Origin of the sequence: Edaphobacter sp. (assembly GCF_035532915.1) — a bacterium.
In the GTDB taxonomy this organism is placed as follows: Bacteria; Acidobacteriota; Terriglobia; order Terriglobales; family Acidobacteriaceae; genus Edaphobacter.
This window is the reverse complement of record NZ_DATKQC010000441.1, coordinates 1-13,660: the sequence shown is the minus strand read 5'-3', so window position 1 is coordinate 13,660 and position 13,660 is coordinate 1. Positions and strand designations below refer to the sequence as shown.

Below are 13,660 nucleotides of genomic sequence, written 5' to 3'. Positions count from 1 at the left end.
TCGTTGAAGTAACAAAGAGAATTTTGGCCGAAGGAGCTATAGCACCAGCCCACTCGATATCGAACAGGGATTCCTGAAGATCGGAGAGTGCAGGATGGCAATTGGGAGTGGTATTGGGATTATTGATGCAGGCAGACGAAGGCGCGCCGGGGTTGGCCCCAAAGCTCAAAATATCGGGAAGAGCTGCAGGGAGTCCAGCGGCGGTGCGAAAAGCTTTGAGGTCATTGGTGTAGGAGGTGATATCGACCTGCCCCAGCACCGCGATGTCTCCGCAGGGCACTGAAGGATTGGAGCAGCCTCCTATTCCAGCGCCGGAGAGACCATTGCTGGCAATGAGTGGATTGACGTTATAGATGATGTTGAAGTCAGCAGGGGCAATAGCATGAAATGTCGTGTTACCCGGCGCCGTGAAATGCGGGCGGATGGCGTTGGCCGGAACCTGATGGACGCGCAGATGTGCCTCAGGTCGAAAGTCGTTGAGGCCGCTTATATTCGCGACGACGCTGGCAATCGCCGACGGCAGAACAGGGTCCGTCACGTTGGCGATATGACTTTCACCGTTAAGAGACAGACTGTGAATTGTGGTTCCGAAGGCTCGCTGAACCTGTGCCGCCGTGCCGCTGAAGGTGACGAAGGTTGAGCTTTTGGCAACTCCGGTCACGGTAAATCCCTGCGCCGTGAGCCAGGAGGTGACGTGGGCGATGTCGTCGGCGCTGAGACCGAACTGTGCGCCAAACTGCTGCGGTGTCAGCCATTGGTGATAGCGCGGAGAGGAGGGATTCTGCTGATCGGCCATAAGCTGGTCGAGGGCAGCCCTCTGTGCGGCTGTCTTATTGAACTGCAGCATCAGCCCATTCAACTTGAGCGAACCGGGAGCGGCTCCAAGGTCGATTGAACTCTTAGCGCGAGGGGAGACTGTGTTTTGAACCGGTCTGCGGGCCTCGGGGACAACCGAGGCGATTCGGTTGGGGACGGCTGCGTGGCCCAGAGAACAAAGAGCGAACACGAGGCTAAGAATAGGAAAAATAGTACCCACAAACGAGCGGCGACTCTGCATAATTACTCTTTCCTGCACAACGATTGAACATCAACAATGGCCTTAACCTAAATAAAGACTGCTACGTGCCCTACTCTTGAGCCTTAGCAGCAATTTAATAGCCATTCTGATGTCGCGCGTGATGTTATGCACAGGATGAAGCTTGTTGAAGTCAAAGAGCGTACCTTCCCGCCTTGACGATATGCTGGGCCACCTGGCGGCGGAGCGCAATGGTATCTGCCGGGTCATGCTTGGCGAGGCGACGGAGGATGGTGAACTGGGTTCGAGCCATATCGCCCTCGGCTACGGCTGCGATGACTTTGCGGGCGCAAAGCTCGATCTTCTCCATTGCGCCAGCGGCATAGATACGGGCCATAGCGACAGAAATTTCGGCACCAGCGCTTCCCTTGCCAACGACGATCTTCTCGGCACGCAGGATCGCGGACTCCATCGCGTAGACTTCGATGACCATATCCGCAATAGCTCCCATGACCTCCTGCTCGTCGGATATCGCAGCCATATATTTCTGGGTGGCTGCTCCGGCAGCGAAGAGTGTCACTTTTTTGGCACTGGCGAGGAGATCAGCTTCAGCGGCAAGCGGCCCCTCTCGGTCTTCCTTCGCGGTGGGGCCAGCCATGACTTCATCCATCAACTGTTTAATGGCAGGCATCAGCGCGAGTTTGCCCGACATTGCCGATTTGATGAGCCACCCGGTAATGATGAGGCGATTGATCTCATTGGTGCCTTCGAAGATGCGATTAATCCGCGAGTCGCGATAGGCGCGCTCGGCGGGATACTCTTCGACGTAGCCGTAACCTGCGTAGATTTGCAGCACTTCGTCGACCACACGGTCGAGCATCTCCGAGTCCCATACTTTGACGATGCTGCACTCGACGGCATAGCCCTCAATGGCCTTTTGAATAGCCGCTGTATCGTGTTTGTCGACGTTTGCCAGAGCCGCGTCGATCATGCCTACAGTGCGGTACGAAAGTGCTTCCCCGACAAAAACACCGACAGCGCAGTCCGCAAGCTTTTCCTGAATCAGGCCGAATTCAGAGATGGATTTTCCGAAGGCTTTGCGTTCTTTGGCATAACGGATGCCGTTACCGAGCGCCATCCGGGCTGCACCCACAGCGGCGTTGCCTAGCTTGTAGCGGCCGACGTTGAGGATGTTGAAGGCGATGTGCGCTCCCTTACCCACTTCGCCAAGGAGATTCGCGGCCGGAATCCTGCAATCCGTCAGACTGAGCGGGCAGGTTGAGCTGCCGCGGATACCAAGTTTATGCTCCTCCTTGCCAATGGCGAGGCCAGCAGTGCCGCGCTCTACAAGGAAAGCAGTGAGTTTTTCTTCCCCTGCTTTAGGCCCCTCCGGAATCGCGCACTGGGCAAAGACGGTAAAGAGATCGGCGAATCCGGCGTTGGTAATCCACATCTTCTCGCCGTTCAACGTGTAGGTCTGTTTATCTTCGGACAAGACCGCGCGGGTACGGGCGCTCAAGGCATCAGAGCCGCTGGTGGACTCCGAAAGCGCGTAAGCTCCAATGAATTCGCCGCTGGCGAGTTTAGGGAGATACTTCTTTTTCTGCTCCGCCGTGCCATACCAGACGATGGGCAGCGTGCCGATGCCGACGTGCGCCGAGAAGATGACCGAGAAGCTTCCCTGCCGAGCGATGTTGTCGGCAATGATGGCAGCCGTGCTCTTGTCCATATCCAAACCGCCAAACTCTTCGGGAATATCGACAGAAGTCAGGCCAAGCTCGGATGCCTCCTTCATGAGACGACGGATGACCGCAAAATCCTTGGCTTCTATCTGGTCAGAGACGGGAACGATCTCGTTAGCGGCAAACTCGGCAGTAGTCTGGGCGATCTGGCGTTGCTCGTCCGTGAAGTCTTCGGGGAAGAAACAATTCTGCGAGCCGGGGTTGGAGATGAGAAAGCTGCCACCGGGAATAATTTTCTTGTCGGCGGGAGTTACGGGGAGCATCGTTGCAGCCATGGCAATCTCCTTACATCCATCAACAGTTATTCAGTCTCGAAGATTCCAGCGGCGCCCATGCCTCCGCCTACACACATTGTTACCATGCCGTACTTTGCTTTGCGACGAGGCATCTCGCGCAGGAGGCTGGCGGTCAGCTTGGCGCCAGTGCAACCCAATGGATGTCCAAGGGCAATCGCTCCGCCGTTGACATTGACCTTAGCGGTATCCAGGCCGAGAACCTTGATGACGGCAAGAGATTGCGCGGCGAAGGCTTCGTTGAGCTCGATGACACCGATGTCGTCCAACGACAGTCCAGCCATCTTGAGGACTTTGGGAATGGCGTAGACAGGGCCAATGCCCATCTCTTCGGGATCGCATCCTGCATAGGCAAACGCAATGAACTTTGCCAGCGGCTTAATGCCGAGCGCGGCGGCGCGGCTTGCCGACATCACCACGGCAGCGGCGGCTCCATCGGACGTCTGCGATGAGTTCCCAGCCGTTACTGTGCCTTTGGCATGAAACACCAGCTTCAGCTTCGCAAGCGCTTCAAGAGACGTATCGGCCCGAGGACCCTCGTCTTGCCGGAAGATGATTTCACTCGGCTCAGCTTTTCCTTGAGCGTAGCTTGTATTTGTAACTATCACAGGAATGATCTCGTCCTCGAACCTTCCAGCAGCAATGGCAGCAAGCGCCTTCTGATGCGAATCGTACGAAAACTGATCCATCGACTCGCGCGTAATGCCGTAGTGAGCTGCCACGCGCTCCGCCGTCAGTCCCATCGACATATACGAACCGGGATAGTTCTCGACCAGCCATGGATTGACCGAGATCTTATTGCCTCCGAATGGAACATAAGACATGCTCTCCGTGCCCCCCGCAAGAATCACGTCAGCGCTGCCGGAACGTATACGATCTGCAGCAATGGCAATACTTTGCAGGCCAGAAGCACAGTAACGGTTGATGGTCATCGCAGCCGTTTCTACAGGCAGGCCCGCGCGGAAGCTGGCAACACGAGCAACGTTCATTCCCTGCTCGGCCTCCGGCATCGCGCAACCCAGAATCACATCCTCGATCTCCTTTTTATCCAATTGAGGTATGCGCTCCAACGCTCCCATGATTGCGAACGCAGCCAGGTCGTCGGGGCGCGTCGTGCGAAGCATGCCACGAGGAGCCTTGCCTACAGCGGTGCGAACAGCAGATACGATGACGACTTCGTTCATGGGACGTAAAACTCCTGGACTCTAATTCCTCAGCGGCTTGCCCGTCTTCAGGGTGAAGGCTATTCTTTCCTGCGTTTTCTTTTCACCACAGAGCGAGAGGAATGCCTCCCGCTCGAGGTCTAATAGATATTGTTCGCTGACAAGCGTGCCGGGAGTGACCTTGCCTCCGCACAGTACATGCGCAGCCCAGTTGGCTACTTTGGCGTCGTGGTCGGAGAGGTACTGGCCCTCGCGCATGGTCCAGACAGCCAGCTTCAAGGTTGCGAGCACGCTCTCGCCCGGAGCTGGGATGTCGGTACGCGGAAGGGGCGCCGCATATCCTGCGTCGGCAATTGCGCGCGCGCGGAACTTTGCGTCAGAGAGAAGGCGGTCGCGGTTAACAGTAATGCTGTCGGACGTCCGTAGGAACCCGAGGGTGCGAGCCTCAGCGGCTGAAGTTGAGACCGCTGCCTTGGCAATCGTCTCGAAGTTCTTCTTGAGCGCCTCGAAGATCTCGACGCCTTCACCACGCGCATCGGGGCGGATGCTGGAGCCCGCTTCAATGCTGCGGATCGTCATCTCCTTGCATCCTCCTCCGCCAGGGATAAGTCCAACGCCAGCCTCGACAAGTCCCATGTAGAGCTCAGCATGGGGCTGGCGAGCAGCGGCGTGCAGGGCGATCTCGGTGCCTCCGCCAAGACACATGCCGTAGGGCGCGACGACAACCGGCCGCCGGCAAAACTTGATCGCTTGCGTCATGTTCTGAAAGGCGCGTACCGCGAGATCGACCTCGTCCCACTCCTCGTCCTGAATCGTCAGCAGCAGTTGCATGAGATTGGCGCCCACGGAAAAATTAATCGAGTCGCCAGTAATGACGAAGGCCTCGAAGTCCGCCACCTGCTGGCTGGCCGGCTTTAAGGTTTGGGCAATGAGAGACACAATATCGTCGCCAAGCGCATTCATCTTCGAGTGCAGCTCAATCGCGGCGACTCCATCACCAAGATCGACGACGGATGCCCCTGAATTTTTCCTGACTACGCCGTTCACTTTCTTGATAGCGGCAAGTGACGTGACCCCGTCAGCCAGCAGCACAGGCTTGTAAGCACCGCTCACGGGATCGAAGAAGAGACGTCCACTGGGGACAGCGACATCATCCTTGTACCAGCTTTCCCCGACGGCAAGCAGCTTTTCGACGGTGGCTGCAATAGGTCGCCCTTCAGCTCGCATCTTCTCCGTTGTAACCCGTACTCCTGCGGCGTCGAACATCTCAAAGGGGCCAAGCTCCCAGTTGAAGCCGGTCTTCATGGCCTGGTCTACTTCAACAATGTTGTCGGCGATCTCAGGAATGCGGTTGGCAGCGTAGGTAAACAACTCGGTAAGCAGCGGCCAGTAAAACGCCGCGGCTTTGTCTTTCGATCGATCGGCATGAAGGAGTTGCGCGATGCGTGCGGCGGTCGATTCAACATTCTTCGCCATTTCGAGCGCGGGAAACTTCGACCGTGTGCTGGGCTTGTAATCGAGGGTTTGCCAATCGAGAACCAACCGGATATCTCGACCTTCAGCATCTCTGCCTTCCTTCTTATAAAACCCCTGTCCGCTCTTGTCACCGAGCCATTTCTTCTCAATCATCTTTTCGATGAAGGGTGCGAGAACGACCTCCGTTCGCTCGTCTTTAATTCTTAAGGCTTGAGCCTCAAAATTTTTGGATACGTGCGCGAGAACGTCGATACCGACCATATCCCCGAGTCGAAAAGTTCCTGTTCTGGGCCAGCCCAGTGCAGAGCCGGTAAGAGCGTCAACCTCCTCGATGGACAGCCCCTGAGCTTGCATCAGGCGAATGGCATTGCCCATGCTGAAGGTACCGATACGGTTGGCGATGAAGTTTGGGGTATCGTGCGAGCGGACGACGGTCTTGCCGAGCCGCTGGTCACAGAAGCGAGAGATCGACGCACTCACCGCGGGATCTGTTTCAGCGGTGGTGATGATTTCAAGCAACCACATGTAGCGCGGCGGATTGAAGAAATGTGTACCCAGAAAATGCGGCCTCACCTCAGCTGGAAGACTGGCCGCGATATCGGCAATGGGCAATCCACTGGTGTTAGTCGTTAGCACCGCACCGGCCTGCAGGTGTTGCTGCACTTTACCGAGCAGCGATCGCTTGATGTCGAGATCTTCGGCCACGGCTTCGAGGACCCAGTCGCAGTCTGCGATCAAAGCGAGATCGTCGTCAAAATTTCCCGGAGTAATCAGGCGCGCACTACTAACCGCATAAAACGCTGCGGGCTTTGACTTCTTGAGAGCATCCAGTGCGGCGAGGGCGTACCTGTTTCGCTCCTGCTTTGGAGCGTCCGAGGCTGTCCCTGGAGGCACGATATCCAAAAGGATGACGGGAAGTCCGGCGTTGGCAATGTGAGCAGCAATGCGTGACCCCATAGTGCCTGCTCCGAGAACAGCAACTTTGTAAATCTGTCGTGGTGCTGTGTTGCTCTGGGGCATCAGGCAGTACTCCCGGAAACAAAAGCTAAGACGAGTGCAGCATACTGAATGCTCATTCATTTCGTCAAGGAAGGAGTAAACCTACTCTATTAAATAAATAAAGCCGCTGCTCTGGATGGTAAGGTCAGGGCGTCACACCAACGTCTAATGCTTCGATTCAGCGAGCCGATGCATCTCCGAACCGGCAAGAAGAAAGCCGCCAACTCCGTAGACATAGCTGGCCGATGGTTTGAACTTGCCGGGTTGGCCATCGATTGGCTGAATGGAACCAAGGCGGCCATCGGCATAAACGTGACTGAGCATTCCCTTCCACGCCTTCTCCGCGACAGGCTCATACTTCGCCCGATCGAGAATGTGATGATTGATTCCGTACGCGATGCCATACGTAATGAACGCCGAGCCTGAAACCTCGGGAAGTTCATAAGAGTCGGGGTCAAGCAAACCTGATCGCCACAAGCCATCCGGGCTTTGAATCTCCGCGAGCTTTGCCGCCATCTGGCGAAACTGCTCGACATACTTTGCCCGGCTCGGATAATCCGCAGGCATGAACTCCAGCACGTTGACAAGCCCGCCCATCACCCAGCCATTGCCTCGCGACCAGAAAAGCTTCTGCCCATTCGCCTGTTTTTGCGTGAAGTAGCGGCTATCGCGAAAGTAGAGATGTTCCTGCTGATCGTAGAGGCTGGCAGAGGTGAGCCACCACTCATGGTCCATATAGTCGAGATACTTGTGGTCATGCGTCATCGCATACGTTCGCAAAAGAACAGGCGGCGACATGAAGAGAGCGTCGCACCACCACCAGAGCAGCTTGTTCGGATCGTCCTGGCGGACAACAAGGCGGTCCATAATCGCTTTGGTGTTGGCCATGCGCTCAGGTTTCCGGTCAGCCACATAAAGATCGAGATAGGCCTGCCCCAACGCCTGATCGTCAGCATGAGGAAACCGCTTATCCAAAAGCTGCCAGTCGAAGTGCTCGGCCATGTGAAGAACCGCGTTGCGATACTTCGCATCGTGAGTCGTCGTCGAAGCCGCTAGCAGCCCGTCGTACAAGGCGGCAAATGTCCATTCCTGATTGAAGCTGGGCTCGGCGACGGTCAACTCCCAATCCGCGACCTTCTTCATCGCTGCGGAGATCGCTTTGGGCTTAATCGCCGTGGAGAGATTCGTGGCAAGCGGGCCAGGATCATCCGGAGCATCGCCCGCGGCATTGCGATCGACCGGAGTGATCGCCGATTTCTTATGTGCCGGTGATGGTGCCTGTGCGCCGAAACTGGGACCAACCAGCGTTACAAGGATCAAGATCCCGAGAATCTTTGAGCTTCGACTTTTGCGTGAGAACGGAAGAGGCGTCTTTTCGATAGAAAACATGATGGGCTCCATTAAACCAGACCTTCATTCATAACGAGCGCCCCGGCATTATGCAACCTTCAAAAGTGAGTTCTTCTTGTCTTAGCCTCGACAAGACGCAGAACACGCAGTTTAGGCATGCTGGTTTTTTCTTCAAACCTGTGTCTGTTCTGCTCTTCGCTTCGTCGAAAGAAGAGGTCAAGCTCTCCACTTCGGTATAGTTAGACTTCTGGCAGTAACCATTTTTTGATGGAGGTAGTTCTGTGCGAGTTCGAGGGATGATCGCGTCGACGTTGCTGCTGGGAATTGCTTTATGTTGTGCGGCAAAGGCGCAGGATCTGGCCAGCTTCGAAAAGCGGACGACGGTAAAGGTTCTACCCAACGGCCTGACGCTCATTATCTGCGAGCGTCCCGAAGCTCCCGTCTTCAGCTTCTATACCCTGGTCGATGCCGGCTCAGCCGATGACCCGCAGGGCGACAGCGGCCTGGCGCACATGTTCGAGCACATGGCCTTCAAGGGCTCCACTGAGATTGGCACCACCAACTATCCCGCCGAAAAGATCGCCCTGGCCAAGGTCGAAGTCGCCTATGCCGCCTACGATGCGGAGTTTCGTAAGCGCGTCGGCCAGGACGCAGCTAAACTGGCGCAGCTCAAAAAAGTCTTTCAGGACGCCCAGGCTGCGGCTGAGAAATACGTCATCCCCAACCAGTTTTCTGAGATCGCCGAGCAAAACGGCGCAGTCGGAATCAACGCTTCCACCGAAGAAGACTCCACGCAATATTTCTGGAGCATGCCTTCAAACCGCCTGCAGCTATGGGCCTATCTCGAAAGCCAGCGCATCGGTCATCCCGTCGAGCGCGAATTCTATAAAGAGCGCGACGTAGTTCAGGAAGAGCGCCGCATGCGTATCGACTCCTCCCCCATCGGGCGCATGGTCGAACAACTTCTCGCCACAGCCTATGTGGCGCATCCCTACGGGCGCAGCGGAGTCGGCTGGGAGAGCGAGATCAGCCAGGTCACCGCAACCGAGGCCGAGGCATTTCACAAAAAGTATTACGTGCCCTCGAACATCGTCATTGCGGTCGTTGGCGATGTAAAAGCGTCGACGGCGATGCCTATCCTTGAGCGCTACTTCTCCCCCATCCCCGCTGGCCCCAAGCCCGAGCCGATGACCACCATCGAGCCGCCACAGTTTGCCGAAAAGTCGGTTGTCATTAAAGAGGCGACACAGCCCTTCTATATCGAGGGCTACCATCGGCCGGACTATCGCGATCCCGACGATGCGGTCTACGACGCCATCAGCGATATCTTCTCTAACGGGCGGACTGCGCGACTCTATCGCAGCCTGGTGCGCGATCAGCGTATCGCGGCTGAGGCCGAAGGTTTCAGCGGCTTTCCCGGCGATAAATATCCCGGACTGTTTGCGGTCTACGCCGTTCCACTTCCCGGGTACACACCCGAGCAGATGCGTACGGCGATTCATAAAGAACTCGACCGTTTGAAAACGCAGGACGTGTCGGATGAAGAACTGGCCCGCTTCAAGACCCGCGCCCGCGCCGACCTGCTGCGCGGCCTGGCCGATAATGAAGGGCTCGCACACCAGCTGGCTGAATATCAAACGCGTTACGGAGACTGGCGAGAGCTGTTTCGACAATTGGACAAGATCGATGCCGTCAACAAGGCCGACATTCGTCGCGTAGCCAATAAGATCTTCGTCGCCAGCAATCGCACCAGCGCACAGATTGACTTTGTGCCTCCGCAACAAAATCTCGCACCTTCCAAACTACCCACTCCCCGAACGCCTGCCCCGGCGCAAACCGGAGGTGCAAAATGAAGGGACTCTCGACGATGCGTTTTGCAGGCATAGCCCTGACGATTTTGCTGACAACCATGAGCAGCTCTGCTCAGACCGCAACCGCCAAACTGGCTGGCCATACACCGACGACTGCACAGCCGTGGAAGAGCATTCCAATTCCCCCGCTCCACGCATTCAAACCTCAACAGCCAACGCGCATCGAGCTGGCGAATGGTCTGGTCATCTTTCTTCAGGAGGACCACGAGCTCCCCTTCATCAACGGTACAATTCTGATTCGAGGCGGCAGCCGCGACGAGCCCGCGGACAAGATCGGTCTCGTCTCGCTCTACGGACAGACGTGGAGAACAAGCGGCACAACAACGACAGACGGCGACAAGCTCGACGACGAACTCGAAAACAAAGCAGCCAGCCTCGAGACCAGTGGTGGCACTGCCACAACCTCAGTGAACTGGTCTAGCCTGAAAGGCGACTTCGACACCGTCTTCGCCGCTACCGTCGATCTGCTGGAGCACCCCGCGTTCAAAGCTGACAAGCTTCTGCTTGCCAAGCAGCAGCTTGAAACCGGCATCGCACGTCGCAACGACGACGCCAGCAACATTGCCAATCGCGAGGCAGTCAAGCAAGTCTACGGCGCGACCAATCCCTATGCGCGGCAAGAGGAGTACGCCACGGTTGATGCAGTCACCCTGGCTGATCTTAAGTCGTGGCACGACAAAACTGTTATCCCCAACGGCATGATCGTCGCCGTCTCCGGAGATTTCAACAGCGCAACAATGGAGGCCAAACTCCGCGAGACCTTCGGGGCCATGCAGCGTGGCACTCTCATCAAGACATCACCGGTCCACTTCACCTCTCCCGAGCGCAAGATTTACTTTGCGGAAAAGGGCGATGTCGACCAGTCGAACGTCGTCATCGTCGGCCTCGGCACGGAGCGCAGCAATCCCGACTACTACGCGCTTAGCGTCATGAACCAGGTCTTCTCCGGCGGCTTCGGCTCGCGCGTCGTGCAGGATGTCCGCACCAAACTCGGTCTCGCCTACGACGTTGGCGGCAGCTTCGGCGCTTCCTATGACCATCCCGGCATCTTCTATGTCACCGCAGGCACCAAGAGCAGCACCACGGTAGCCGCAACCAAGGCAATGCTGGCTGAAATAGACAAGCTAAAAACCGAGCCGCCCACCCCGGCCGAGCTAAGCAAGGCGAAGGACCAGGTGCTGAACTCCTTTATCTTTCACTACGACTCGCCGGAGAAGACGCTCAACGAGCAGGTGCTCCTCGCTTTCTACGATTATCCCTCCGACTTCCTTGCCAAGTACAAGAGCGGCATCGAAAAGGTCACCTCCGCGGACGTGGCGCGAGTAGCCAACAAATACGTCGATCCGTCGAAGCTCGCCATCGTAGTAGTGGGCAATGAAGCGCAAATCACGCCCAAGCTCGATACTCTCGGCAAGGTCACAGACCTGGACATCTCCATTCCTCCCCCACCCGGAGCGCCCGCCAACTAGGGCCTCGTGAGACGATATCTATCTATGGATGCCACTGGATTTGCAATCGCCATCATGGCCGCGGGCAAGGGTACGCGGCTCAAAAGCAAGCGCCCCAAAGTCCTGCATGAGATCGGCGGACAGGCCCTGCTGCTGCACGTCATCGACGCGGCAAAGACCGTAGTCTCCGCCGGCCAAATCTATTGCATCATCGGCCACGAGGCCGACCGCGTCCGCGCAGCCGTCGCTCCCACCGGCGTGCAGTTCGTCCTCCAGGCCGAGCAGCGCGGCACCGGCCACGCTCTCCAGCAAGTCAAGGCATACTTCACCGAGACCGGCACAGCCATCCCCAAACACTTGCTTGTCCTCTCCGGCGATGTGCCATTAATCCGCCCCGAAACCATAGCCTCCATCTGCGATCTTCATCTCCGCGAAAATGCAGCCATGACCATCCTCACGGCTGTCCCCGACGACCCAACCGGCTATGGCCGCGTCCTGCGCGCCTCTCCCGACAAGCCGGAAGTAACGGCAATCGTCGAGCAAAAATCCCTGCGCCCCGATCAACTTGCCACTCCCGAGATCAACTCCGGAATCTACTGCTTCGAGACGACAAAGCTCTTCCGCAAGCTCGATTCCCTCTCCACCGATAACGCCCACGGCGAGTTTTATCTCACCGACGTGGCTGCCATGCTCGTAGCTGATGGCGAGCGCGTCGTCGCCGTCAAAGCCGACAGCGTCAACGAAGTCCTCGGAGCCAATACCATCGCGGAAATGATGCACCTCGACGCCGCCATGCGCCTCGAAACAGCCAAACGCCTCATGGCCCAGGGAGTTACCATCTTTCGCCCCGAAACCTGTGTCATCGACGCCGCCGTCACCGTGGGCGCAGACACCACCATCGAACCTTACGTGCAGCTACTCGGCGCAACCACCATCGGCACCGATTGCCGCATCCGCTCCTACTCCGTCATTCAGCAGTCGACTCTCGGCAACGGAGTAACAGTACGCAACGGCTGCATCCTCGATAGCGCCGAAGTCTCCGACGGAGCCATCCTCGGTCCTTACGCGCATCTCCGCCCCGAGAGCCGCATCGGCGAAAACGCCCACGTCGGCAACTTCGTCGAGACAAAAAAGGTAACCCTGGGCAAAGGCTCCAAAGCCAACCACCTCAACTATCTCGGCGACGCTACCATCGGCGCAGGAGTCAACGTAGGCGCGGGTGTCATCACCTGCAACTACGACGGCGTCCATAAGCACCAGACCATTATCGGGGACGGCGCCTTCATTGGCTCCGACTCCACCCTCGTCGCTCCAGTTTCGATTGGAGCCGGTGCCTACGTCGCCGCCGGAAGCTGCATCACCGAGAATGTTCCCGCCGACGCACTCGCGCTGGGCCGAAGCCGTCAGGCCAACAAGCCGGGCTGGGCAGCAGCCAGGCGAGCCGCGAAAAAGTAATAAAGTAACAGTTACTCCCGCCGATAAGAACTGGTAAGCCACTCGTTTCCGTCCATCGCACGAGCGGCTGCGCTACTGCGCAAAAGTGCCTATCCATGATGCGGAAACGAATCCTGATCGTCGATGACGAAGCCTCTGTGCGCCAAACTCTAACAGCGTTGCTCGAACACAACGGCCACGTCATCACGGCTACCGAGAACGCCGACGAGGCGCTGGCCCGTCTACAGCAAGACCCAGACTACGATCTCGTCCTCACCGACATCATCATGCCCGGAACAGACGGCCTCAGCCTGCTCGACGATATCTCTCTCGACTATCCCGCCATCCCCGTCGTCATCTGCACCGCCATCAACGATACCCAGGTCGCGACCAGCGCCTTCCGCCGCGGCGCGATCGATTATCTTCTCAAGCCCTTCTCCCATGCCGAACTCGAGAGCGTCATCCTGCGCGCCATGGAGCATGGTCGCCTTCGCAAGCAGAACGCCATCTATCGCCACAACCTCGAATCCATCGTCTCCACCCGCACTGGCCGCCTCCGCTCCACCATGCAGGACCTCGAGCGCAGTTACGACATCACCCTCGAAGCCATGGGCGACGCGCTCGACCTGCGCGACGAAGAGACCGAAGGCCACTCCCGCCGCGTCACTGCCTACACCATTGCCCTCGCCCGCTCCATAGGCATCGAAACCGAAGAGCTGCGCACCATCGCCCGCGGCGCCTTCCTGCACGACATCGGAAAAATCGCCACCCCCGACAGCATCCTGCTCAAGCCCGGCCGCCTCAACACCGACGAGATGAGCACCATGCGCGAGCACTGCGAGCGCGGCTACGAGATGGTGCGCAAGATA

At 57.5% G+C, this 13,660-nt stretch carries 9 protein-coding genes; 4 read left to right on the top strand and 5 right to left on the bottom strand.

What is annotated here, in order from left to right:
- The 5 genes from VMU57_RS20660 to VMU57_RS20640 all read right to left on the bottom strand — a co-directional run.
- The coding region (locus VMU57_RS20660; protein WP_325386891.1) for a S53 family peptidase at window positions 1-1,057 on the bottom strand (1,057 nt) is incomplete at its 3' end.
- Window positions 1,058-1,208: 151 nt separating this feature from the next.
- Complete coding sequence (locus VMU57_RS20655; RefSeq protein WP_325386889.1) at window positions 1,209-3,032, bottom strand: acyl-CoA dehydrogenase family protein; 1,824 nt, start codon at window positions 3,030-3,032, stop codon at window positions 1,209-1,211.
- Window positions 3,033-3,058: 26 nt separating this feature from the next.
- A complete protein-coding gene (locus VMU57_RS20650; RefSeq protein WP_325386887.1) occupies window positions 3,059-4,234 on the bottom strand; it encodes an acetyl-CoA C-acyltransferase in 1,176 nt (391 codons plus the stop codon).
- A gap of 21 nt (window positions 4,235-4,255) precedes the next feature.
- Window positions 4,256-6,709, bottom strand: a complete 2,454-nt coding sequence (locus VMU57_RS20645) for a 3-hydroxyacyl-CoA dehydrogenase/enoyl-CoA hydratase family protein (protein WP_325386885.1) — start codon at window positions 6,707-6,709, stop codon at window positions 4,256-4,258.
- A gap of 144 nt (window positions 6,710-6,853) precedes the next feature.
- The gene (locus VMU57_RS20640; RefSeq protein ID WP_325386884.1) at window positions 6,854-8,077 is read right to left on the bottom strand and encodes a glycoside hydrolase family 88/105 protein; all 1,224 of its coding nucleotides are present in this window, start codon (window positions 8,075-8,077) and stop codon (window positions 6,854-6,856) included.
- 257 nt (window positions 8,078-8,334) lie between these two features.
- On the opposite strand from VMU57_RS20640, the gene VMU57_RS20635 reads away from it, so the two are divergent.
- From VMU57_RS20635 to VMU57_RS20620, 4 genes are all read left to right on the top strand, one after another.
- Window positions 8,335-9,891: a pitrilysin family protein gene (locus VMU57_RS20635; protein ID WP_325386883.1), complete on the top strand. Its 1,557-nt coding sequence runs from the start codon at window positions 8,335-8,337 to the stop codon at window positions 9,889-9,891.
- Window positions 9,888-11,378, top strand: a complete 1,491-nt coding sequence (locus VMU57_RS20630) for a pitrilysin family protein (RefSeq protein WP_325386881.1) — start codon at window positions 9,888-9,890, stop codon at window positions 11,376-11,378. The genes VMU57_RS20635 and VMU57_RS20630 overlap by 4 nt, the downstream gene beginning before the upstream one ends.
- A 24-nt stretch (window positions 11,379-11,402) precedes the next feature.
- Window positions 11,403-12,812, top strand: coding sequence for a bifunctional UDP-N-acetylglucosamine diphosphorylase/glucosamine-1-phosphate N-acetyltransferase GlmU (glmU, locus tag VMU57_RS20625; protein ID WP_325386879.1), 1,410 nt, complete (start codon window positions 11,403-11,405; stop codon window positions 12,810-12,812).
- 95 nt (window positions 12,813-12,907) lie between these two features.
- The coding region (locus VMU57_RS20620) for a response regulator (protein WP_325386877.1) at window positions 12,908-13,660 on the top strand (753 nt) is incomplete at its 3' end.